This is a genomic window from Paenibacillus kribbensis (assembly GCF_002240415.1).
Lineage (GTDB): Bacteria > Bacillota > Bacilli > Paenibacillales > Paenibacillaceae > Paenibacillus > Paenibacillus kribbensis.
In genome coordinates this window covers 164,589-188,540 of the sequence record NZ_CP020028.1, presented here as the reverse complement: position 1 = coordinate 188,540, position 23,952 = coordinate 164,589, and the positions used below count along the sequence as shown (strand labels likewise).

Below are 23,952 nucleotides of genomic sequence, written 5' to 3'. Positions count from 1 at the left end.
TTTGTAAAAGATATTATATAATGGAATATTTGTATGTTTACAATATACCACCTTTCAGCGCAACAATAAATACTTTTTAAGGGGAACTTTGGAGATTTTAGGCATACAAGGAATATCGGAGAATTTAGGTCGGTTTCTTTCTATAATTCTGATTTAGGAGGATATCCATTGAAGAGAACAGGTATGACACGTTCCTTGGATTCGTTAGGCAGGATTGTTATCCCTATAGAAATCCGGGCCAATATGGGGATTGAAATTAACGAACTTTTAGTATTTTATGCGGATATTGAGACAGGTTTTATAGGCTTGGAAAAGTATAGTAACGGGAATTCCTGTAAACTGTGTAATGCGATCCAGGATTTAAGCTATTTCAAAGGCTCTCTATTATGTAAGCAATGTATACTCAACATGAAGGGAAACGTAGGTGTAACTTCCACTCCTGTTCCTGCTGTTAAGGAGAATCCTGTGTATAAAAAACACAAAGCCCATCGGCCTACATTACAATTGCTTAAAAGTCTACGGGAACTAATGCGTGAACATCCAGAAGCCAAACAGAGCGAATATGCCGAATGGCTTGGCGTGTCCCAAAGCCGAATATCTCAGATCAAAAAATTACTATAGGTTGGTTCTGTCTGGATCTTACGACATGACCTTGAGAAACAAAACAAAGAAGCTCCAGACCTTCATCGGACTGAGAGCTCCATTGTTTTGTTCAGCTATTATCTTGTGTCCGAAGACCGGGAACCAGCCGCGCCCCATATTTCCACATTAACTTTGTTTGAACCACCGCGGAACTGAATGGTATATCGTCCAGAACGCAAACCGGCCGAAAATCCTACATCATTACTTCTCCAAACCGTTTCACTGTTTTTTCTGACCGTCTGACCGTCAACATACACTTTACCAGAATCGTTGTGCTCTACAGTAAAATCAACTGGGGCATTAGCATAGTTCCTGATGCGAAGCTTAACATGTCCAAAACCCTTAGGAACCTCGAAGCTACCCGATGCAGTTGCACTTCCCCCTATAGTGAAGTTAAAAGAATTTCCCTTCTTCTGAGGAGTTATGACACGGTCACCCGTAGTTGTTGTACCAGCATTTTGGGTCACCATAGTGGAGGTATTTGCAGAATCAGTTCCTGACACACCCCATGCTGTGACATGCACAACGTCGCCGCCAGCTCTCCATTGTATTTCATAATTTCCTGAGCGTAGCCCTTGTGAAAAAGAATCTAAGCTACTCCAGGGCAACTCTTTACCAGCGCCCACTGTCTTAGTAATGTATTGTTTTCCACTATCTGTATGGACTAGGCTAAAAGTAATGGTTGAATTACCTCTGTTTTTCACAAAAATCTTAAGATGCCCGTATCCATGATCTAATACAAAGCGTGATAGCGGGTCCTTTCTATCGAACGTGTCATTAAAAACATCTCTTGATTTAGTTACATCTGAACTTGCAAAGATCGCACCCGGCACAGCAACAGCCCCCAGCAAACTAATAGATAAGGCAGATGCAAGAAATAATTCGTTCTTGTTCATAGATTATTCATCCTTTGCATTACATCAATCCGAATTACGCCAAAAATTCCGTATATTATATACTTTTGACATAGAAGTAAGCTTCAGACCAAATGGCCTGAAGCTTTCCTTTTTGCTCCGCTTGTCGCTTTTACTTAACAGTATAAGTACATGTTGCAGTGGCAGTGGCAGTAGCCGTTGTCCTTATCTCCTAAAATTAATTCCGAAGCTATCTGATATCTGCAGGCTGTGAACCGGCAATTCCATTGAATTCCGCATCAACGTTATAATCGCCACCACGGAATTGAAGGGTGTAGCTTCCCGAACGCAAACCATCTGTGTAACCTTCATCAGTACTTCTCCAAGTGATTGAACTTCCAGGTGAGATTCTTGTTCCAGAGATGTATTCTTTACCTGAATCATTGTGCGTTACACTTACCCTAACTGGATAACTAGAGTTATTTTTCAGAGTAAGTTTAACATGCCCATATCCTTTAGGAACCTCAAAGGCACTTTGGACAGTTGCACCTCCTTGTACTCTACTGCCGAAAGTATTTCCGATCTTTTGAGGAGTTACTACATGGTCACCAGTAGTTGTTGTACTGGCATCTTGGGTCACCGTAGTGGATGCATTCGCAGAATCATTTACATCTGAACTTGCAAAAATCGCACTTGGTATGGCAACTGCCCCTAGCAAACTAATAGATAAGGCTGATACAAAAAATAATTTGTTCTTTTTCATAGATTTATTCCTCCTTTGAATTATACTGCTACTGATTGTACCAATAGATTCCATAGTCTGTACATTTCCAACAAAAGAAGTAACAATATTACAGCTAATGTTTTTTCATATTATCCCCTCCTATCGAATAAAAAATATACTTACATATCAATATTTACACGAAATTCCCAAAAAAGTTGTATACATATTTAGGCAAGTATGTGAGTAGATTGCTCACTCCCAGTCTGCGGGAATCATGATACGAATCTCCGTCCCCTCCCCGGGTGCGCTGCGAATGGCAAGCTCAAAGCGGCTTCCGTAATAAAGCTTCAGACGGTATATGACATTCTGCAAGCCGATACGCTCGCCCATTTCCTCCTGACTTTGCATGTAGCTGTACAGCCGTTGTACCTGCTCCACCGACATGCCGACTCCATTATCGCGAACCGTTAGCAGCAGCCGCTCCTCCTGATGCTCAAAATGAATCTCAATGCATCCCCCGTGCTTTAGCGGTTCAATGCCGTGAATGCTTGCATTTTCAACCAGCGTCAGCACAACCATTTTGGGAAGCAGATAGTCCAGATCTTCGGGTCGTGCCTGCACTTCGTACCGTATCCGCTCACCAAAGCGGTATTGCTGAATTTCCAGAAAACAACGGGTCAGCTCCAGTTCCTCCCGCAATGTGACCCTATCCTTGTTCCACACCAGCGATTTGCGGAAAATCCGCGCCATGTTATGAATGATGCGAGCGGTCTCGTCCTCATGCTTCATCAGACTTCGCATACGAATCGTCTCCAGTGCATTGAACAGAAAATGCGGGTTGATCTGGCTGTGAAGTGCATTAAGCTGGGCATGTCTCCGCTGAATCTCCACATTTTTTCGCCGGATATCCGCTACATATACATCGTTAATCAGTCGCTTTATTTTGAGCGTCATCCGATTAAATTCACCTGTTAGCTGTCCGATTTCATCGCGCGATTCTGTACCGGGAATCAGCTCAAAATGCTGGTTTTTCACCTTTTTCATATACCTCAAAATACGATGAATTCGCACGTTCAGCGAACGTGTAATCCAGACGATGATCAAGGTAGGCAGCAGCATATTCATACAGGTTAGCAGCAGTACGAAATTGCGGGATTCCTGCATTCCATACAGCACTTCATCTCCCGATACCACAGCCACAATGCTCCAGCCATTGAGATTACTCGTCAGCACATAATGGGTCTTGAATTCTATGGTGTCCTTGGGCAATTGGAGCTCATTATAAGCCACAGCCTTAGCGTTTATATTAATCTTGGAATCGGTTGTATATTCGATGTCTCCCCGTTCGTTGAGCAGAAAGAGACTACCCTGCAAATTCAGATTATGGAAAATATCTCGGATGGACGACATCCGCAGCTCTATTTTCAGTATTTTCTCGCGGCCATTTTGGGAATAGAAATAATTCATCCGCCGAATCAGGCTAAAGGGATGCAGCTGTTCACCCGTACCGTCATCAGTGCGTACAAATATAGGCTTGGACTGCCGTCCGGGCGGGATTTTGCCATACCAGGGCAGGCTTTTGACCCGCTCATCTATAAAGCTGATTCCCCCGGAATTCAACAGCGTCGAGTTATCTGTGTAGATCGTAATTCCACCCACAGAATGGTATACAGGACTGTAAGTATTGTTCAGCATACGACGTAAATAAGAATCATAGGCAGCAATGTAATCAGCGGGGTGGGGATACGTTTGCTCCAACAGTTCATTAAGCTGATGATCGGTATAAAAGATAGACGAGATTTCCATCGCATCCTCAAACTCACGGTAAAATTCAACTTTGATCTGCTCCAGCGCACGGGAAATATCCTGCATACGCTGTTCCTTTACATTTTGCGAGGTGACGTGGTAAAAAATCAGATTGGTCAGCACTACGGGCGCAAACACACAGAGGAAATAAAGCAGCAGCATTTTATCCCGCAGCCGGACATGATCAAATGTTGTACGCAGCAGCTTCATTCGCTGGCCCTCTCTGACCCGTCTCCAACGTTCAGGCTGTTGCGGTATTCGCTTGGCGTGGCATGCACCCTCTTTTCAAACTGGGTGACAAAATAGTCGGAACTGCCAAAGCCCACACGCTCGGCAATTTCATAAATGCGCAAATCCGTCTGTCGCAGCAGCCGCTTCGCTTCCTGAATACGCAGCTTCAGCAGAAATTCGTTAAAGTACACGCCGTACGTTTTTCTGAATAGTTGGCCGAGATAAACCGGATTCATGTAAAAGCGGGCTGCAATACTCTTAAGGCTGATATTCTCGGCGGCATGCTGCTCAATGTAGGCACGGATGTGCTGAATGCCTCCCTGCTGACGCTCCTTGCGCAGAACTCCAATATATGTTCCACTTTCCTCGGCAAATGCCGTAAACAGCCGCTCTAGTTCACCCAGTGACAGGTTCATATCCTGCCAGTTCATCATCGGTTCCAGTGACTGAAGTGAGTGTTCATTTCCCTGCATGTTTTGAATGACTCGTACAATACTGAGCACGCATTGATGCAGACTCATTTTCATAGCCTCAGGGGCATAGCACTCCTCCCGAAAGCTGCTGAATAAATGCTCCACGGTCACACGCAGCTCTTCCAGCCGCATTTCCTCGACTTGCTCCGTCAAGCAATCCAGTACGTCCTTATGAATGGTCCGGTAGTGGAGTGAAGGCATTCCTCCCTCCTCATATACCACCATACCGCTAGGGTTATGAATATATTTATGGAGCACTGCTTCCTTCGCACAGGCATAGGACTGATGAATATCCTGCAGCCGGTTCACAGGACTTCCTGCGTAAATGAAGACCCGGCTGGCCACCTGATCCTTCAGTGACTTCATCCCCTCTATTTCCTGTTGTAGCGCTTTCATAAATATTCCTATCTTGGCTTCATAGCACTTTAAAATGAAGTCCGGTACGATGAGTCCAATCCGGTTACGATGCTCATGGACATAGAGTGGGTGCTTGCCGCCCATTAAACGATGAAGCGCCTGCTCTATTAGCTCCCTGAATTGGAAAAGCGACAACAGGATGCCATCGTCACCGGCACGCCATGGATGTTGATCATTCAGCTCGACGAGTACATAGTACATATGTGCCGCTTCTCCAAGCCGTAGCTGCTCTTCCCAACGGGTCACCACGCGATCATCCACGTTGTTCATCATCAATGTTTCTAACAGCCCGCCTGTGCGGTGGTTTTGATATAGCTGTGCATTCTGCTGCTCACGATGCAGCCTTTCACCCAGTTTGCGCAGCGTAGCCGAAAAATCACCCTCATCTATCGGCTTGAGCATAAAATCATGAACTCCATAGCGAAGCGCCTGCTGCGCATAAGCAAAATCACTGTAGCCAGTCAAGATAATAAACGCAGGGTGTTCTGTACTCCGTTCGAGTACAGTGTGAATCAGCTCTAATCCGTCCAGCACAGGCATACGAATGTCGGTAATAACCAGGTCCGGGTGGATATTTTCGATTAGCTCCAGCGCATCCTCACCGTTATCAGCTTCTCCCACGATTTCAAAGCCACAGGCTTCCCAGTCCATAATTTGAAGCAGCCCTTTGCGGGTGAATATCTCATCATCCACCACGATGGCTCGATGCAGCTTCATAACCTGCTTCCTCCTTTCGATATATCATCATTTTATTTTGGTTAACTATTCCAAATGTCTCTAGTAATATGGTAATGTGGAAACATCGAGAATTGGTAATTGCTGTTACACCTATCTTCTTCTCCTATCATTTTCCCAATTCATAGACTTCAATAACCTCTTAAGAAACACCTGCCTCCAGGCCTCCACAACACGATCAACCTCTGTTTAGTGAAAATTTTTAAAACTACTGTATTGACTCCTTCTATTATTTTTAAGTATATTGATAACGATAATCATTATCATTTAGGGGTGAATGGTGATGCACATCAGTGGGTCCTGCTGGATCTCTTTTTACTATACTAATCTATTTTTAGGAGGGAACGAGATTGTTGAAGGTTTGGAAAAATAAATGGATTGCAGGCTTTCTTATCGTCTTACTCATAAGCAACACCTTGCTTGCTGCAGGATCAGGATTTGCGGCTTCAGCGACAGATGAGAACAGCACTATGCTTTCACTGGATACCGCAAAACAGGAAGCGGATGCAGTAGCAGCTTCCAGCTCAGGCGAGCCTTCCTTTAAGGAAAAGCTGGAAACAGGAGCCTTAAAGCACAGCGGAATCGCCAGAAAATCCGTTGCAGAGGCAACCTATGAAGCATCAGGAGAAACCAACGTAACACAAGCCACCTACGAGCCCTCGGGTAAAGTAACCGTAATTGTGGAATTACAAGGAGCCCCGCTTATCTCCAATGCTTCCGCCAAAGCTTTCAGTAATCGACTGAATGCTCTGCAAAGCAGTGAGCGTACCCTCACAGCCCAGCATGAATCGGTAAAAAGCCAGATTCGCGCGCTCTCCACAAAAGATTCATCTTCCTTAAAAACTTTTGGATTAAGCAAGATGACCGCCCCCAAATTAGAAGTCATCTACGATTATTACATGGTTATGAATGCGATTTCGGTAAAGGTAGACTACCAGCAGTTGAAGGAAATTCGACAATTGCCTGGTGTTAAAAACGCCTGGGTAGCCAGTACCTACGAAAAGGTCGTGCCCAAGCAGTCCATGGAGCCTCTCATGGCGAACAGCTCGGGAATGATCGGTACTCCAGCGGCAGATGCGGCCGGCTATACAGGAAAAGGGATGACGGTAGCTGTTATTGATACCGGTCTGGATTGGAAGCATGAAGCCTTTTCTACGCATATGCCTCCCTCATTGACCCTAAAACATAGCCGCCAAAAGGTTAGTGACATCCTGAACAGTACCGATATGTCCGCTGGTAAAGTGAAGGTAGATGATGTCTACATGGATGACAAGGTGCCTTACGCCTATGACTATGCTGACAAAGACACCAATGTTATTCCCTCAACCAGCTCTGACAATGCCCACGGCACTCATGTAGCAGGCACTATAGCTGCCAATGGCGATAAATTAAAAGGGATTGCACCTGATGCCCAGTTGATGATCATGAAGGTGTTTGATGACATCAACGGATATACCAATGATGCTGACATCATTGCTGCACTGGATGATTCAGTCAAAATGGGAGCAGATGTTATCAATATGAGCCTTGGCTCCAATGCGGGCTTTTCTACAGCTGGAGAAGCAAGCAAGGATGCCATGTACAGCAGAATTGAAAATGCCGGGATCAACCTGGTGGTGGCTGCCGGCAACAGCTTCAGCTCCGCTTATCAAAACCAGTCCGGCTCCAATCTCCCGTTTGCCAATGAGCCCGACAGCTCCATCATAGCCGCTCCTTCCACCTATGAAGCTGCTTTATCCGTGGCAAGTATGGTGAATAGCGGTATTTCGGACGCCCCTTATATTCTCGCAGGTGATCGAAAAATTATTTTCAACGATACCTCCAGTGCCGCTGATCCCAAAATACAGGCGTTGAACCGTACATACGACTATGTATACGCTGGTTACGGAAGCACGGAGGATATCCAGAAGGCAGGCGATTTAAAAGGAAAAATCGCCTTGATATCCCGTGGCGGCCAAATAAGCTTCCAGGAAAAGGTCGGCGCTGCCTATGGGGCTGGCGCGGTAGCAGCTGTTATTTTCGACAATGAAACAGGCAAAGCCAACATGGATATCAGCTCCTATTACATTCCAGCCGTTTCCATTACAAAGGAAGACGGGGAATTCCTGCTGAACCTGGCTAATAAAAAGCTGACGGTGGACGAAAAATTCAGAACAAATGCGCCTAATCCAGATGGATACAAGATGTCGGAGTTTTCTTCATGGGGCGTGTCACCGGATTTGAAGCTGAAACCGGAAATCACTGCACCTGGAGAAAATATCTACTCTACCGTTCCCGGCAATCAATATGAGACGATGAGTGGTACATCTATGGCTTCTCCTCATATCGCCGGAGCCGAGGCTATAGTAAAACAATATGTCACCAACAAATTGAATATTGCAGATGCGACTGAACGGGAAAAGCTGGTGCATACCCTGCTGATGAACACTGCCCACCCTGCCAAGGATGCGGATCAGCAATATTACTCCCCGCGCAAGCAGGGCGCAGGCTTGGCCGATGTGAGCGGAGCAGTCACGACAGGAGCTTATGTAACGGTTAAGGACAATGAACGGCCCAAAGCCGAGCTGGGCTACAACAAAGCAGGAGCTTATTCCTTTACCTTTGATATTCACAGCATGTCGGATGAAGCGTTGACTTATGACCTGAATACAGCCGCTCTATCGGAAAAAATAGTGACGAAGGATGGCAAGAGCCTCTTTGCGCAGAAGTCTACAGACTATGCTGGTAAGGGCATCCAGGTACAATACGGCGGCGCAACGAACGGTAAAGTAACTGTACCTGCACATGGTACAGCGAGCGTTACTGTGAAAATCACATTGTCGGATGCGCTCAAAGCACAATTTGATCAAGCAACTAAAAACGGAACCTTTATTGACGGATTCGTGATGTTGAATGCAGAAAAGGGTGTGAACCTCTCCATTCCGTTCGTCGGCTTCTATGGGGATTGGGGACAACCTCGTATTTTCGATGGTACGGAGTATGGCAAGGAAGGCTACTCTATGCTAGGCAACACAGTTTATAACTTGTATCCCGGTGTGCAATATCTTCTGGGCCAAAACCAGGTTGCCATTGCCCTGGATCTCAACTGGGGAGTCATGCCTGAGAAATTCGTAATTTCCCCGAACAGCTTGGGGAACAGCTCAAAAATTGTGGGTATCTCAACAGGCATGCTGCGGAATGCAGAAAGCTTGAAGTATACCCTTACCGATCAGGCCGGAAATATTGTCAAAGATTTTAATTATTCGCACGTGCCCAAATCCATCTACTATCCAGCCTCTGGTGCAATCAGTTGGGCGGAGGCTCTTCTCGGCGACCAGCCTTTCTTTGACGGACTGGACCAAAATAATGACGAGGTACCGGAAGGAATATATACCTTTAAGATCTCCGGGGTAGTCGCAGGTACAAACGGACAGGGAACCGATTCCTGGACCTTTGATTTTGCCTATGACAAAACAGGCCCCAAGCTCGCTGATTACAGCATTTATAAAGAAAATGACAAAACGTATCTGAAGATGACCATCAAGGATAACCATTATACCAGCGGGCTGCAATTAACCACAGGCAATGGCGGCGCATTGTCCAATCTGGTGGCTATCAAGGATGCCGATGAAAAGCTGCCGGACGGAACCTCCGTCAATACAGTAACTATGGATATCACTGATCTGAAGGACAAGCTGACGAAAAACGGCCTTCCTACAGACAAAATCTCCGTAGATATGTTTGACTATGCGTTCAACTACAGCAGTGCAAATATAGTTCTTGAGCCTGTAGGAACAGAAGGCATTGCACTGGATAAGGAGGATCTCTCCTTAATCGTCGGTACAACCGAGGATTTGAAGGCAACCATTACGCCGGTGAATGCCACATACAAAGCGATTACCTGGACAAGCTCTGATCCGGCGGTGGCTACCGTCGATACAGAGGGAGCTGTTACGGGTGTGAGTGTCGGCACGACAACCATTACAGCCAGCTCCAATGGCAAGTCAGCTTCCAGCCAGGTTACGGTCACACCCATCGGCAGCCAGGGCATCGTGCTGAACCGTGTGGCGTTAAAGCTGACCGTTGGGTCAAGCAAGCCCTTGAAAGCCACTACCAGCTCTGAAGTTGCAGGCCCAATCAACTGGACAAGCTCTAATGAGTCGGTTGCCACTGTAGATCAGAACGGATTGGTACAAGCAAAAGCAGCCGGTACGGCAACAATTACGGCGACAGCCTCCGGAAAATCCGCCACCAGCCGAATCACGGTAGAGGGAGTCTCGAACACTGATTTCACGATTGTGAATGGAGTTCTGACGAGCTACAACGGCCCTGGCGGTCACATTGTCATTCCCGATAGTGTGACCGAAATCGGCGAGGAGGTATTTGCCTACCGCGAGGATATTTTGTCGGTGAAAATTCCGGCCTCGGTGAAAAAAATCGGCAGAGCAGCATTCAGCTATGCCAAGGAACTTAAAATTATCACTTTATCAGAGGGGCTGGAAGTGATCGGGGAAAGCAGCTTTTCCGATCTCGCCAAGCTTGCACAAATTACGCTGCCGAGCACAGTAAAGGAAATCGGCGATAATGCCTTTGCCCGTGACACAGCTCTCAAATCGTTGCACCTGCCGGATGGTTTAACCCGAATTAATGCAGGAGCCTTCCGGGAAACCCGTAATCTCGGTTCCATTAATATTCCGGAGAGTGTAACGGAAATTGGCGATCATGCATTCTACCTCACAACCAGCCTGAAAGAAATCAAGCTGCCAGACGGCCTGACTACCATTGGCCGTGGAGCCTTCACTTCCTCGGCGATCGGGTCCATCGAAATTCCAGGCTCTGTCACTTCCATCGGGGATGAAGCCTTCTGGGGAACCCAGATCGCTACCGTCAAACTGAACAGCGGGCTGCTCACCATTGGAGCAAGAGGCTTTGCAGAAACGCAAATCTCATCCGTTGTCATCCCGGACAGTGTAACCACCCTGGGGGACTTTGCATTTGCCGAAAATGCGAAGCTAGCCAATGTTTCCATCGGGAAGGGCGTAACTCAACTGGGACAGCTGGCATTTGACAGCACCGGAAGCTCAAGCTTAAAAAATATCGAAGTGTCTGCGGACAATACAGCTTTCTCAAGCCAGGACGGGGTGCTGTTCAACAAGGACAAAACGACCTTGATCCGCTATCCCGCCGGGCACGGTCGGGATGCCTATACGGTTCCTGACACCGTGACCAAAATCGAGGATTATGCCTTCCATGTTGCAGCCAACTTGAGCTCCATCACGCTTTCGGATGGCCTGCAAACGATTGGAGATCATGCTTTTGATTCCAGCATTAGCTTGCTTTCCCTGACGATTCCAGACAGCGTCAAAACCATCGGGAAGGCGGCGTTCATGCACTCCGACAAACTGGAAAAAGTGAAGCTGGGTGACGGAGTTGAAGAGCTGGGTGCGTATGCATTCGCCTATAATTTCAAGCTGACAAGCATCGATCTTGGCAAAAGCGTCACCAAAATTGGTGACTATGCCTTCCAATACAACAGCAGTCTGGTGGAAATCACGATTCCGGACCAAGTACAGTCCCTGGGCAGCTTTGTACTGTCCAACTCCGAGCGACTGTCCATTGTGAATATCGGGAAAGGTGTGACCTCCATTGGCGGTAATCCTTTTGCCAGCTCATTGATGATTAAGAGCGTTAATGTCGATCCAGACAATGCTTCTTATGCCAGTGAAGATGGGGTGCTGCTGGATAAAGCGAAAACCAATCTGATTTTATATCCTTCGGCCAAGCCGGAGCCTGTGTATGCAATTCCGGCGACCGTGACAAATATCAGTAATTACGCTTTCCAAAGGGCACAGTTCCTGACGGATATTCAATTCCCTGAGGGACTGCTTACCATCGGCACGTCTGCGTTTAACGGTACGAGAAATCTGAAATCCGTGAAACTGCCTGACAGCTTGACGGAAATCGGAAGCTTCGCCTTTTCTGATACAGGCATCGAAACACTTGTGTTGGGAAGTAACCTGACCAAAATTAACGACTGGGCCTTCGCTTTCTCCAATCATTTGAAGTCAGTCGCCATTTTGGACAGTAATACTACACTTGGAGGGTTTGCCTTTACCGGTTCTCCTAACCTCAGAACGGTCATTTTGGGTGAAGGTGTATCCGACATTGGCTGGGGAGTGTTTGGCGACACACAAGACCTTACCATTTACGGCTGGCCGGGTTCAGAGGCTGAAACATACGCGGAGAGCAATTCCATTCCGTTTAAGGTGTATACGCCATTATCCGTACAGTTAAGAGCCAAGCATGAAGCGGCAGAAGGCGTTATCTCCCTGAGCGCAGAGGCGACCGGCGGAATTGGCAACAAAGCCTACTCTTTCCGGGCGCTGAATGAAGACAGTCAGGAGACAGTAACGCTTGATACTTATTCAACCGGCGACACCTATCAGTGGGCAATTCCACAGGCCGGCAAGTATATCGTTTATGCAGATGCGAAGGATGAAACTGGAGTAATTAAAACCGGTGCCCGGCAAATCGAGGTGCTGGCGTCGGGTGAAGTGATCATTTCGGCCAGCCCGGCTACTATCAATCCAGCATCCCGCAACTTTGACCTTGGCCATCCAACAGACGTGACCACGGAAATTACCTGGAACGAAGCCCATAGTGTTACCCAAGTGGTCTATGGCGTGAATCAAGGCCCTAGCCGAAGTGTCACAGAAGCGGTCTATAACAGGAATGCGCTGGTCGAAGGCCACGATTATACTGTAAAAGGAAATACGCTGACATTGAAAAAAGGCTTCCTGTCCGGCCTAAACCTGAAAGAAGGCGATACCGTCAGCATTGAATTGCTCTTTGACTTAGGAGACAAGGCCGTATTCACGGTCCGAGCCATCCAAAGTCCTGTAGAGGCAGATGCGAGCATCAATCCGAAAACAGCCAGCTTTGACAAAAAAGCCAGCAATCAGACGGATATAGAGACGACTATTACTTGGAACGATGCTTCCTCCATTACCGATATCAAACAAGCGGGAGCATCCATCGGAGCAACGGCTTATACTGTTAACGGCGATGTTCTGACGATCAAAAAGGAGTATCTCGCAACTCAACCGAAGGGCAATCTCCCGTTAACCGTGCAATTTGATAAAGGCAACGATGCTGTATTGATGATTCAGATTTCCGACACAAGCAGCAACAAAGATGACGGTGACGACCAGGACGACAGTAGCGACAATAGTAGCGGTAGCAATGGCAATAATTCCAGTAGCAGCAGCAACGCCAGCGGAAGTTCCACAATCGCGACACCAAGCACAGCCTCGTCTGTCCGCGTGCTGGATGCCAAGGGCAAGCCCATTGAATCATTTAGCGCCAAGCTGAACAGCAGCACAGGACTGGCAACAATTACAATGGATTCCGAGTTCCTAGGCAACGCCTTCGCTGCATCCCAGGCGGATGGCAAAGGCATGAAAACGGTAGAGGTCACCGTGGAATCGAATCAGGCCAAATCCTATGAGCTGACGCTACCGACAAGCTTTGTAACCAGTGCGGATGCATCCCGTGCCATTCAAATTAAAACGGGGATGGCAGTCGTTACCCTCCCAGGCAACATGCTCGGGACTGCAGAAGCAGCAGGAGCGCAACATATTACGCTGGAATTAAGTTCAGGCAGCAACAGCAAGCTGGACGCACAAGCACGCGCTCATATCGGAACCCGTCCTGTGATTGAGCTGAATCTCAAAGCCAACGGCAAGCGATTGCCATGGAATAACAACCATGCGGCTGTAACCGTGGCTATTCCTTATGTGCCTACAGCAGCAGAACTGCAAAATACAGAGCATATTGTCATTCAGTATGTAGATGCAGCAGGTCACGCTACTCCGGTGACCTCAGGAAAATATGACGCATCCATTGGAGCCGTTCGCTTTACTACGCATCATTTTAGCCAATATGCCGTAGCCTATGTGGAAAAATCCTTCCACGATTTGGGCCAACACGCTTGGGCCAAGAAGCAAATTGAAGTCCTGTCCTCCAAAGGCGTCATCAACGGTACGACGGAAAATAAATTCTCGCCTGCGGCCAAAATCACCCGGGCGGAATACCTGACGCTGCTGGTGAAAACGCTGGGGCTGACCACAAGCTTTGACAGCAGCTTTGCCGATGTTAAGCAAGGAAGCTACTACTACGAAGCAGCAGGCATTGCCAAAAAGCTTGGCATCGCAGGCGGCTCCGGTGACAACAAATTTAACCCGAATGCACCTGTATCCAGGCAGGATATGATGGTCATGACCGACAAAGCCCTGCAAAAGGCAAACAAGCTGGCTGCCACAGCCTCGACGGCTGCACTGGATTCCTTCAGTGATCGTGCAGATATTGCTGGTTATGCTGCTGCAAGCTTGGCCGCACTGGTTCAGGAAGGCCTCATTACAGGATCAGACGGCAAAATAGCCCCTAAAGCACCAACCACTCGTGCCGAGGCTGCTGTATTCCTGTATAGAATCTATAACCAAAATTAAAATCTTCAAAAATAAATTCAGTCTGACATAGCAGTAAATTCAAAAAGGAGATGAATCCCTGGTTGGGGTTCCGTCTCCTTTTTTGCTATTTGCGTAACAAGCTTTATTATTCTCTTGTTCAGAACTCAGGCTATCGCTCAGCGATGATACTAACCGCTTGCAGGTGGTCGGCGTACTTTACAAACTGTCTGCGCATACCCATAACTCTTACCCGGGCAGCACGGTTTCGCATAAGGTTAAAGGCAATTTTGCCAAATCTCAACCAGCCCTCATCCTGAATAATACGTGGCAGATGCAGTAAGTGCATGGGAACCGTATAGATTTTAACAACCTTAAAGCCTTCCTCTTTCAGCAGCTGTTCCCATTCCGATACCGTCAACGGTGTCGCATTCACTCTCATGGCTACAGCCAAATCCTTGTAAATCTGCTTTCTGAGCTCAGGCTCAATATCATTTGCAGCTAAGCACATCTCATGAATAGCATACTTCCCGCCTGTTTTCAAAAGCCGCCTGGCTTCCGAAATAATCTGTGCTTTCTTGGCTCTTGGGTGCATCGTCAGCATGGCTTCCCCATATACCACCGTCGCAGAGGCATCCGGCAACGGAACCTGTTCAGCATCAGCAATAATCACTTCCCGATTTGCTCCGCTTGCATACGTTTTTACGATAGAAGCCGCCTTCTCATTCTGTTCAATCGCAATATAACGGCGGGGATTAAGCCGCAGTGTGATTTGGGCAGTTATACCCAATCCGGGAGCAAACTCAATAACCTCATCCTGTCCGGTTACGTCAAGTCCCTCTATCATCCAACGTGTCGTTTTTAACCCTCCGGGCCTAAGCACGCGCTTACCGAGACTTGCCAATATCCAGTGCCCTGGCACCTGTTTGTAATCTACTGTCTGCATCGGCCATCAACACCTCTTCTTAAAATTCGAGAATGATATTCATTATCAATATAAGCGTAAAAAAATTTAACATTTTTTATTTTTTGTTTTATATAGCGATGGTGATGTGCTCTCTTTTATATGTTTTGCGCATAGCTTTCACTTGGCGTTTTGGTCAACACCACATGCAGGCTGGAATTCGCCTCTGCACCACCACGATAGGAAAAGTGCTCATCTCCTGTAAGATGAATTATATCCCCTTGCACAACTGCCGTTTCTTCACCATTCACAGTTACCGTACCGTTGCCTTCAAGAACAAGCAAATATACATTCGCTCCTGGGTGATTATGTGTTGGCAGCTCGGCATTAGGAGTAAAGTTGAGAATAAAAATTACATTGTCGGCTTCCTTATGCACAATTCGTTTTGTAAACGCAGCTTCTTTATATTCCTGAAATTGAGTAAGGTTTGATATTTTCATCTAGGTTCACGCTCCTGTTTGAAAGTAGATTTGCTTGTGATGGATTGAGACGCCTGACATGCTGCTCTCAGGCTTTTCAATCGATATGACCTTATTGTATTGAAATATTCCGCTCGTCTTGTGATTGCAATCACTAAACTAAATTTAAGTCAAAAATACTTTTAAAAATTCAAAAATTTGATTTCAATCAACTTTTTCATCGTTACATCCAACTAGAATCGAATTGTGCTAGACAAACAAAAACGAGCAGGAGGTTGTTCCTATGAAACCAGGATTCCAACTGGCAAAGGATATTTATTGGGTAGGAAAAATTGATAATCGTGAGGTTCCCTTTCATCGTCTTTTACTATCAAAGGGTACAACATATAATGCATATCTTCTGAAAACTGGAAAACCAACCATTATAGATACCGTAGATATGGCGTTCGGCAGAGAATTTGCAGAGGCTGTAGCCGAATTAATCGATCCGCTGGACATTCAATATATTATCGTCAACCACACGGAACCGGATCACTCCGGCGGACTGGCTGCGCTTGCTTCCAAGGCAACAAACGCTACGATTGTCTGCACGGAGATCGCCGTTCCTGAAATTCAGCAAATGTACAAGCTTCAGCATCGCAACTTCCTCGTCATCAAGGATGGGGATCAACTGGATATTGGAGGCAAAACCCTGCTGTTCAAGGAAACACCTTACCTCCATACGGAAGAAACCATGATCACGTATTGCGTGGAAGACAAAATCTTGTTCCCGTGCGATATTTTCAGCACACACGTGGCTGTAGAGCATCTATTTGCCGATGAAGCTGGTTTTGATATCACCGATGACTTTATCGGATACTATCAGGCTATTATCCATCCGCACCGCAGATATGTACGTACATTAATCAACGCGGTTGCTGACCTGGATATTGAGATGATTGCCCCTTCCCACGGCTTCGCGATCCGGCACGATATTGCCAAATTCATTGATTTGTACGCATCTATGAGCACCGAAACCAAGGATGATAAAAAAGTAGCGATTGTTTATGCCACCTTAAAAAATAATACTAAAAAAATGGCAAACATCCTGAAAGACTGCTTTTTGGAGAACCAAATCAAGGTGGAGGTATGGGACGTAGATAAAGCGGATGAAACGGAGATTTTGAATAGTATTGCCTCAGCGGATGCTGTTTTCGTTGGTAGTTCTACCAAATATGCAGACATGACGGGCAAGCTGGAAGACCTGCTGCAAAAAATGCAAAAGATGAATCTGGAAGGCAAGCTGGCTGCTGCCTTTGGTTCCTACGGCTGGAGCGGAGAAGCCATTGAAGTTGTACAGGATTACTTGAACGGTACCAATATGGAGGTCCAAAGCACTTCCGGGGTAATCAAATCAACCGGTATGACGCATGTGGAATTCCCGGTACGCATTCGCTTCTCTCCTACAGAAGATGAAAAAGTGAAGAAAATTAAAAATGCCGCTGAATTTGTCTCAGATCTGCTGCTTAGTGTCATTTGAACAAAGACAGCTTATAGCGAATAGGAGAGATACTGCATGGAAAACAAACATTACGTTATTATCGGAGGGAGCGTTGCCGCCGTCAACGCGGCAAAAGCGATCAGGGATCATGATGAGCAGGCCGAAATTTCTATTTACGGAGAAGAAGCATCCCTGCCGTATAACCGAGTCAAGCTTTCCAAGGGACTATTCACTGACCTGCACAGCGATAAAATCCTGATCAAAAAGGAAAAATGGTTTGCCACTCAACGAATTCATGTGTATTCCGGTATAAAGGTCACCGCGATACACGCAGAGGACTGCACCATCGAAACAGCCAACGGGCAAACCGTTGCTTATGACAAGCTGCTGCTGTGTACAGGGGCTCACAACCGCAAGCTTTTGCTGGACGGAGCTTCTCTAAGGAACGTTCACAATATCCGGTTTCGACAAGATGCAGACAGGCTTAAAACGGAATTGCGACAGGGAGACCGGATATGTATCATCGGCGGTGGGATTCAAGGGGTAGAAACCGCCTGGTCCTTCCAGCAAGCCGGGTATGCTGTAACCATTCTGGAAGCCTCGCACCGGCTTATGCCCCGCCAGCTAGATGAGAAGGCTGCTTCTATTTTGAATCGTCGGATTACCGAACAAGGTACCGAGGTAAGGCTTGGACAAGGCGTAAAGCGTATTACAGGCACAGATCACGTAGAAGGTGTAGAACTACAGGACGGCTCTGTTATTCCCTGCGAGCATGTCGTATATTCTATCGGAATTGTACCTAATACTGAGCTTGCTCGCCAGATTGGCCTTGATATTGGACACGGCATTCTGGTGAATGCACAGATGGAAACCAGCTTCGCCAATATATATGCGGCAGGTGATGTAGCCGAGTTTCAGAATAGAGTGGATGGATTATGGGAAAGTGCTATAGAGCAAGGGAAAATAGCAGGAGCTAATATGACGGGTGCATCCGTCAGCTATCAGCGCCCCATCCCTGTAACTCTATCGAACAGCTATGAATCCCCTCTCTTTTCCATTGGCCTGGTAGATGAGCAAGTCTGCGACACCAGCCTGATTAGTGAAAATCAAGCTTCTTATACACGTATGTTCATACAAAACGGCTCTATCTGCGGCGTGATCGGCTTTGGGGATGCCCTCGCTTCACTTCCATACAAAACAGCCATCATTCAGGGACTCAAATCGGACGCGCCAGAGCTTACAAAAATTTTTGGTGACAAGGAGAACTGAAGATGAAAAAATATGTATGTCAACCCTGTGGATACATTTATGATCCTGCTATCGGCGACCCTGATGAAGACGTTATGCCAGGTACAGCGTTTGAGGACCTTCCGGAAGACTGGGTTTGTCCAGTCTGCGGTGAGGATCAAAGCCATTTTACCCCAATAGATGATACAGAATAACAAGAATGTGCTATACTTTTTAGTTTCCGGTTTATGAATGGAGTGAATGAATGTGAATGAGATGTCCTGTCCCTGCCAGTGCGAAAAAGAGCCCTGTGCCCGCAAAGTGCCTATCTTTTCCTCTTTGTCCTGCGAAGATTTGTGTAAGGTCAGCTCCATGATCCGACACCGAAAATATCAGAAAGGCGAGCCCTTGATTATCGAGGAACAAGCATCCGATACGCTGTACATTATTAAAAGCGGGCATGTCAAGCTTCTGAAGATGACGCCTCAGGGCAAGGAACAAATTCTGCACATTCTGACAACTGGCGATTTTTTTGGCGAGTTGAATATATTTAACAGCGATGAGCTGAGTAACTTTAGTGCGTATGCCTTAAAAGATACTGATATTTGTATGCTCACCAAGGATGATATGGAGCAGTTGATCCGCAACAATCCTGATATCTCTTTGAAGCTGCTCAAAACCATTACCAAACGCTTGGCCCATACCGAAAAGCTGGCTCAAAGCCTGGCTACCAAAGACCCGGAAATCCGTATCGCCTATATGATTCTTGAGCTTGGGCATAAATACGGCAAACGGGACGGCTCCTACATTAAAATAAATCTCCCCCTTTCACGCGAAGAAATGGCTAATTATGTGGGTGTCACACGCGAAACCATCAGTCGCAAATTCGCAAAATTTGAACAGCAGGGGATTATTCATACTAAGGGTACACGAGAGATTACCATCTGCGATATCCAGAAACTGAACGAATATATAGATTGAGGCTCATCAATAAAAAAACCGCTTCTTTGAGCGTATGGCTTGTGGCGACTTGACCACTTTCCATTTGCCAAAGAGCGGTTTCTTTTGTTCTGTACATTTTGTAATCGGCTATTTTTCCAGCGTTGTGTTCACACCTGGGGATGACGCTCCCCATGTTAATTGTCCCGATGGAAGCTCCGATGGAACCGGGTCATTGGAAGGAGATACCTCCATCGTGCTGGATTTGGAGCAATCCCACACAACTTTGACCAGATACACAAACAGCAGCACGTTCAACAACGAGGTCACACACAATATGATACCGTACTGATCCCGAGTATTGGAGCTATAGAAAATATCGAAGGTATTCAGGAAAATCGTAAGACTGAATCCACCCGCAAGCCACAAAAATCTTCGGTCCCGCAAATACAGATACGCCAGTACCGCCAACGCAGCGGCAGGGAACAAGTATCGTTCATGCATGCTGGAAGCAAAGGTAAATACACCTGCAATTAGCACCAGTGCAGCTGCAGCGGCAAATTGTGGTTTCCGACTGCGGATATACATCCACCACGTAAACAAAGTCACCAGTACAATGCAGATCATACCCCATGTATGGTAGCTGAACAGGAACAACGTCGTAGTATCCTGCGTATAATTGCCACCGATCAGTGCGAAGAAGTTGTACGCGTTCACGGAAGCATACGGATATTCGCCAACCGTTCCCTTGTATAAATCAAGCAGCCATAACGGCTCCTGCCCCCACGAAAAAGGCAATATGACCAGAATGGTCGTCACAACCGCTCCGCCGACGGCCAAGAGCCAAGGCTGTATTTTACGCTGTCTGAGCAGCTCGAAGAACAGAACCGGCCCATAAATAATCCCCTGCGGCTTCATCAATACCGCTATCGTAAACAACACAGTGGACCAGCCGATCCGGTTTTCCACCAGCAGCACAATCATGCCCACAATCAGCATAGTAAAGAAAGAATCTACCTGTCCCCAGAAGGTCGAATTGATAAATACAGCCGGGTTAAACACATAGAATATAGCCAGCCCAAGGCTAATTGCATAGCCGACCCGTTTGCTTGCCAGCCGGTACAGCATGTACGCTGTCACGATATCGGCTAATATATTTGGAAGCCGCAGCAGCACTGACATATAGGGACTGAAAGCATCTGTAGAGCCGATTTTACCGATCACATATAAAATATAAATATAGAACGGCGGATAATCACTTGATCCGTTCGTGTAAAAGCCCGATAAGCTATCCGCTGCTGTCATAGCCCAGTTCCGGAATAGCATTAAATCCATGTGACCCGAGATCCATGGGGCGATCGCCATTCTTAAAAAGAATCCCGCACCCAGCACGGTCCACAGCATCAGCCCCCGGTTGCTTTCCCCGAGCTTCCATTCACGGGCCCGAAAACGGTACGCAATGAACACAAACGCACCAAAGAATACAGCGGCAAAGATCGCTAGCGGAGTTGCATAAGCGGATGAAGAGTTTCCACTTCTTCCGCCAGGTCCGCCCATACCAGGTCCGTTGCCGGACATGCCACCCGGACCTCGATGCTGCCCGTCTCTAGCAGCACCGCTGCCTCCGGATGAAGATTTGTCATTTCCGGCCGTTGTACCGTTGTTGCCCGATGTCGATGTATTCTGGGTGGATGGGGTGGATGAATCGGTAGATTGACCTGTTGTACCTTGACTCTTAACGTCAGAGCTATTCGTGGTATCCGTCGATGTCGAATTTGAGCTGGTATCCTGCCCTACATCTCCTGCTCTACTATTTCCAATGGTCTGACCGTTGGAGGGACGTTGCCCCGGTCCTCCCATGCCCCCGCCAGGTCCGCCGCCTCCGAATCCGCCGGACGGGCCCTGCCTGAAAGCGACGGACTGGGACGCCGAGCTGCCCGAATAACTCCATAACGAAACGACACTCACGACAGCACACAATATGAGACTACATAGAAGGATATATTTCAGACCGTTCGCTTTCCAAACGTTCAAATCCGATGCACCTCTCTCTGTTTCTATTTTCCTCATATTGTATCTGCCTTAGCTTAGGACTTTGTGAGTTCTGGCTGAATGTTGGCTGAATATGGGATCATTGCGCTGTGTATTGTTGCTCCATATCCTTAATTGCCCTTTCCAGTTGAGTCTGCGGATGCTGCAGCATGTTGCCGTGCCCGACAGCCAATAAGGACGGCTTGAGATGCACGAGCTTTTTGGCGCTTTCCAGCGAGCGGTCCTTGTTCCAGGTGGCCAGTGCTGGAAATGGAAACAGCGGCTTGAGCCTTCCCGACACCGCCACACCACCCCGGACCTGGAAGGCATCACCTGCAATCAACGCACGGGTACGCGTGTCCAGAAATGCCATCGAGCCCGGCGTATGTCCCGGTGCGCTGATCGCCAGCAGCGAGCCTACATGGTCCCCATCCTCCAGCAAGACATCAGGCCGGGTAAGAATGCCTTTTGGCACACTGCCCCGAATGGGAGTATCCGGTTCACCCGCCTCCAACGACACATCACCCCGCAGCAGCCGCGCATCTCGTCTGGAGACAAATACCTGCGCATCAGGATGTCTTGTCTTCAACCGATCCAACGCACCCACATGATCCTCATGGGCATGGGTAAGTACAATTCGTATAATCGGCTTCCCCATCCGCGCAGCAGCCTGTTCAATACCTTTGGCACTGTAAGGCAATCCGGCATCGATCAGGGTGAACCCATCGTTCTCCTCCACCAAGTAACAGTTCACCGGGAACAGTCGGGGCATAAACGTCAATTGATACATATGTTGCACCTGAACGATACGCATTTATTTCATCTCCTTGTTTTATAAAACTAATCATATTAGTATTATAAATAATATCATTAGTTTTAATCAAATCTTTTCTTTCCTATTCATCTGGAGCTTGTATTTATCACATCGCGCTGAAGGAGAGGGTGATTCGCTGGCCCCCCTGCCTCTTCAAGGTTGGGTTCATCTTGGCGCTGAACTAATGATCTTTGGTTTAGCAACTGCTGCGCTATTTCGCAGCGAGCGGTATCTTTGGGCTATCATTCTGGCCGGTACATTCATCGTTAACCGTCTTCTCATGCAGTGGTGGGGGCAAAAATGGTTAAAAAGCAGCAAAAAAGCAGACCCGGAATCCTGACTCCGGGTCTGCCTCTCTGTCATGTAATACAAATGCCTTTCGATTCATCAACCCTGCCGAACGGCCTCAGCAATCGGCGTACTGCCTGACACCAAATCAATCGCTCGTTGATACGTCTGGGGTTCATCCAGTACAGCGACTACCGTCGCCGCCACATCCTCACGGGAAATAGAGTGGCTGCCAAGATTATTCCCGGTAGCGACTTTACCGCTCCCCGGCTCATCTGTCAGCCCACCCGGACGAAGGATGATGTAATCCAGATTGCTCGCTTCCAGCAGACGGTCTGCATAATGCTTCGCCACGTAATACGGCTTAATCGACTTGGGCCATTGCTCCCGATTCTCCGCATGCAGGGCGCTGACCATAATGAAGCGGCGGATACCCGCTTGCTCGGCAGCTTCCATCGCCTTGACCGCTCCATCGAGATCAATGAGCAGGGTTTTATCTGCTCCTGTTTTTCCGCCGGAGCCTGCCGTGAACACGATAGCATCGCTGCCTTTTACGGCTGCGGCAATTTCGCTAACCGTCCCTTCAAGGTCAGCTATCACCGTTTCCGCTCCCAAACGCTCAAGCTCCTCGGCCTGATCTGGATTGCGGATGAATGCCTTTACGCGATGTGATTCATTTTGTCCCAGTAGGCGAACAAGATGTCTGCCCACTTTTCCATTTGCACCGATTACCAGCACGTTCACACATATCCCTCCTGTATTCGCAGTCTCATCTCCATGATTATACAGCAGTATTTTACCCTTCGTATCAAAGAGACAATCATGCAGCTACCCCAGGCTAAATTCAGGATTTTTCTGAAAGCTCGGCATTTCGCTGCTGCTGCACGCGCAGGCCTGCTAAAAAGGTATCCATCATCACTGCAATACTCCGATCCACTTCCACAGGTAAACCGAAGCCTCCCTTCTGTTCAAGCGAGGCAAACCCATGCAGAAGACTACGGAACCCCCTTGCTGCATGAATGCAATCCTCTTCCTTGAAGCCGTAGCCACTGGACAGGACGGAAATGACAAGCTCTGCCACGCGATCCGCAGCGTCCCTCAATTCAGTATCCTTGCGGTCGGTAGCATACAGCATCGCTTCATATAATCCAGGGCGCTCGCGAGCATATCGCATGTATGCTTTCCCCATGGCAGCCAGTGCATCATCGCCCGCTCTGCCAACCGCCCCACTTGTCAAAGCCTCCTCTAATTGCTCTAGGCTATGCAGTGCCAGCACTTGACGCAGTCCGTTCAATCCGTCTACGTGGTTGTACAAGGATGGAGGACGAATGTGCAGCTTTTGCGCCAGCGTGGTGAGCGTGACCTCCCCCATCCCCCGTTCATTGGCAATATCCTCGGCAGCTTGTAAAATATCTTGCAGCTTTACTCCGTTCCTCGGTGACATCCCTATGTCTCCTTTTATCG

General features: G+C 47.5%; 17 protein-coding genes. 7 read left to right on the top strand and 10 right to left on the bottom strand.

The features are described 5' to 3' along the window. Window positions 1-168 precede the first annotated feature (168 nt). A complete protein-coding gene (locus tag B4V02_RS00810) occupies window positions 169-621 on the top strand; it encodes an AbrB/MazE/SpoVT family DNA-binding domain-containing protein (RefSeq protein ID WP_094153421.1) in 453 nt (150 codons plus the stop codon). A gap of 98 nt (window positions 622-719) precedes the next feature. On the opposite strand, the gene B4V02_RS00805 is transcribed toward B4V02_RS00810, so the two are convergent. The 4 genes from B4V02_RS00805 to B4V02_RS00790 all read right to left on the bottom strand — a co-directional run bounded on the left by B4V02_RS00805 (window position 720) and on the right by B4V02_RS00790 (window position 5,864). Next, a complete protein-coding gene (locus B4V02_RS00805) occupies window positions 720-1,538 on the bottom strand; it encodes a hypothetical protein (protein WP_094153420.1) in 819 nt (272 codons plus the stop codon). A 208-nt stretch (window positions 1,539-1,746) separates the two neighbouring features. Further along, window positions 1,747-2,259 (bottom strand): hypothetical protein, encoded by a 513-nt coding sequence (locus tag B4V02_RS00800; RefSeq protein ID WP_094153419.1) that lies wholly within the window; start codon window positions 2,257-2,259, stop codon window positions 1,747-1,749. Window positions 2,260-2,472: 213 nt separating this feature from the next. Further along, complete coding sequence (locus B4V02_RS00795) at window positions 2,473-4,236, bottom strand: sensor histidine kinase (RefSeq protein WP_094153418.1); 1,764 nt, start codon at window positions 4,234-4,236, stop codon at window positions 2,473-2,475. After that, complete coding sequence (locus B4V02_RS00790; RefSeq protein WP_094153417.1) at window positions 4,233-5,864, bottom strand: response regulator transcription factor; 1,632 nt, start codon at window positions 5,862-5,864, stop codon at window positions 4,233-4,235. The genes B4V02_RS00795 and B4V02_RS00790 overlap by 4 nt, the downstream gene beginning before the upstream one ends. A 368-nt stretch (window positions 5,865-6,232) precedes the next feature. Between B4V02_RS00790 and B4V02_RS00785 the strand changes: the two genes are divergently transcribed. Next, on the top strand, window positions 6,233-14,368 hold the full coding sequence (locus tag B4V02_RS00785) for a leucine-rich repeat protein (RefSeq protein WP_094153416.1): 8,136 nt from the start codon (window positions 6,233-6,235) through the stop codon (window positions 14,366-14,368). Window positions 14,369-14,498: 130 nt separating this feature from the next. Here the strand turns inward: B4V02_RS00785 and B4V02_RS00780 are convergent, their stop codons facing one another. After that, entirely contained in the window at window positions 14,499-15,272 is a 774-nt protein-coding gene (locus B4V02_RS00780) for a class I SAM-dependent methyltransferase (protein WP_094153415.1), read from the bottom strand. A gap of 116 nt (window positions 15,273-15,388) precedes the next feature. After that, complete coding sequence (locus tag B4V02_RS00775) at window positions 15,389-15,730, bottom strand: cupin domain-containing protein (RefSeq protein WP_010347043.1); 342 nt, start codon at window positions 15,728-15,730, stop codon at window positions 15,389-15,391. A 262-nt stretch (window positions 15,731-15,992) separates the two neighbouring features. Here B4V02_RS00775 and B4V02_RS00770 point away from each other — a divergent pair, with 262 nt between their 5' ends. The 4 genes from B4V02_RS00770 to B4V02_RS00755 all read left to right on the top strand — a co-directional run bounded on the left by B4V02_RS00770 (window position 15,993) and on the right by B4V02_RS00755 (window position 19,397). Then, the gene (locus B4V02_RS00770; protein WP_094153414.1) at window positions 15,993-17,228 is read left to right on the top strand and encodes an FprA family A-type flavoprotein; all 1,236 of its coding nucleotides are present in this window, start codon (window positions 15,993-15,995) and stop codon (window positions 17,226-17,228) included. 36 nt (window positions 17,229-17,264) lie between these two features. Next, window positions 17,265-18,458, top strand: coding sequence for an NAD(P)/FAD-dependent oxidoreductase (locus B4V02_RS00765; protein ID WP_094153413.1), 1,194 nt, complete (start codon window positions 17,265-17,267; stop codon window positions 18,456-18,458). Between the two features lie 2 nt (window positions 18,459-18,460). Beyond that, window positions 18,461-18,631: a rubredoxin gene (rd, locus tag B4V02_RS00760; RefSeq protein WP_094153412.1), complete on the top strand. Its 171-nt coding sequence runs from the start codon at window positions 18,461-18,463 to the stop codon at window positions 18,629-18,631. A 61-nt stretch (window positions 18,632-18,692) separates the two neighbouring features. Continuing rightward, window positions 18,693-19,397: a Crp/Fnr family transcriptional regulator gene (locus B4V02_RS00755; RefSeq protein ID WP_094156915.1), complete on the top strand. Its 705-nt coding sequence runs from the start codon at window positions 18,693-18,695 to the stop codon at window positions 19,395-19,397. A 108-nt stretch (window positions 19,398-19,505) separates the two neighbouring features. Here B4V02_RS00755 and B4V02_RS00750 read toward each other — a convergent pair whose 3' ends face one another. Both B4V02_RS00750 and B4V02_RS00745 read right to left on the bottom strand, forming a co-directional pair. Further along, a complete protein-coding gene (locus tag B4V02_RS00750) occupies window positions 19,506-21,215 on the bottom strand; it encodes a glycosyltransferase 87 family protein (RefSeq protein ID WP_094156914.1) in 1,710 nt (569 codons plus the stop codon). Between the two features lie 271 nt (window positions 21,216-21,486). Continuing rightward, the gene (locus B4V02_RS00745) at window positions 21,487-22,200 is read right to left on the bottom strand and encodes an MBL fold metallo-hydrolase (RefSeq protein WP_094153411.1); all 714 of its coding nucleotides are present in this window, start codon (window positions 22,198-22,200) and stop codon (window positions 21,487-21,489) included. A gap of 13 nt (window positions 22,201-22,213) precedes the next feature. On the opposite strand from B4V02_RS00745, the gene B4V02_RS27060 reads away from it, so the two are divergent. Beyond that, window positions 22,214-22,540: a DUF2568 domain-containing protein gene (locus B4V02_RS27060; protein ID WP_157739688.1), complete on the top strand. Its 327-nt coding sequence runs from the start codon at window positions 22,214-22,216 to the stop codon at window positions 22,538-22,540. A gap of 47 nt (window positions 22,541-22,587) precedes the next feature. Here the strand turns inward: B4V02_RS27060 and B4V02_RS00735 are convergent, their stop codons facing one another. Together B4V02_RS00735 and B4V02_RS00730 are read right to left on the bottom strand one after the other, a co-directional pair. Beyond that, complete coding sequence (locus tag B4V02_RS00735) at window positions 22,588-23,232, bottom strand: SDR family oxidoreductase (protein WP_094153409.1); 645 nt, start codon at window positions 23,230-23,232, stop codon at window positions 22,588-22,590. A gap of 100 nt (window positions 23,233-23,332) precedes the next feature. Next, a complete protein-coding gene (locus B4V02_RS00730) occupies window positions 23,333-23,932 on the bottom strand; it encodes a TetR/AcrR family transcriptional regulator (RefSeq protein WP_094153408.1) in 600 nt (199 codons plus the stop codon). Between the last annotated feature and the right edge of the window lie 20 nt (window positions 23,933-23,952).

Excerpts from the sequence above, each read along its gene's own strand:
- B4V02_RS00805 (WP_094153420.1), bottom strand. The coding sequence starts at position 1,538 with ATGAACAAGAACGAATTATTTCTTGCATCTGCCTTATCTATTAGTTTG.
- B4V02_RS00800 (WP_094153419.1), bottom strand. The coding sequence starts at position 2,259 with ATGAAAAAGAACAAATTATTTTTTGTATCAGCCTTATCTATTAGTTTG.
- B4V02_RS00795 (WP_094153418.1), bottom strand. The coding sequence starts at position 4,236 with ATGAAGCTGCTGCGTACAACATTTGATCATGTCCGGCTGCGGGATAAA.
- B4V02_RS00790 (WP_094153417.1), bottom strand. The coding sequence starts at position 5,864 with ATGAAGCTGCATCGAGCCATCGTGGTGGATGATGAGATATTCACCCGC.
- B4V02_RS00780 (WP_094153415.1), bottom strand. The coding sequence starts at position 15,272 with ATGCAGACAGTAGATTACAAACAGGTGCCAGGGCACTGGATATTGGCA.
- B4V02_RS00775 (WP_010347043.1), bottom strand. The coding sequence starts at position 15,730 with ATGAAAATATCAAACCTTACTCAATTTCAGGAATATAAAGAAGCTGCG.
- B4V02_RS00770 (WP_094153414.1), top strand. The coding sequence starts at position 15,993 with ATGAAACCAGGATTCCAACTGGCAAAGGATATTTATTGGGTAGGAAAA.
- B4V02_RS00765 (WP_094153413.1), top strand. The coding sequence starts at position 17,265 with ATGGAAAACAAACATTACGTTATTATCGGAGGGAGCGTTGCCGCCGTC.
- rd (WP_094153412.1), top strand. The coding sequence starts at position 18,461 with ATGAAAAAATATGTATGTCAACCCTGTGGATACATTTATGATCCTGCT.
- B4V02_RS00755 (WP_094156915.1), top strand. The coding sequence starts at position 18,693 with ATGTCCTGTCCCTGCCAGTGCGAAAAAGAGCCCTGTGCCCGCAAAGTG.
- B4V02_RS00750 (WP_094156914.1), bottom strand. The coding sequence starts at position 21,215 with ATGGGAGGACCGGGGCAACGTCCCTCCAACGGTCAGACCATTGGAAAT.
- B4V02_RS00745 (WP_094153411.1), bottom strand. The coding sequence starts at position 22,200 with ATGCGTATCGTTCAGGTGCAACATATGTATCAATTGACGTTTATGCCC.
- B4V02_RS00730 (WP_094153408.1), bottom strand. The coding sequence starts at position 23,932 with ATGTCACCGAGGAACGGAGTAAAGCTGCAAGATATTTTACAAGCTGCC.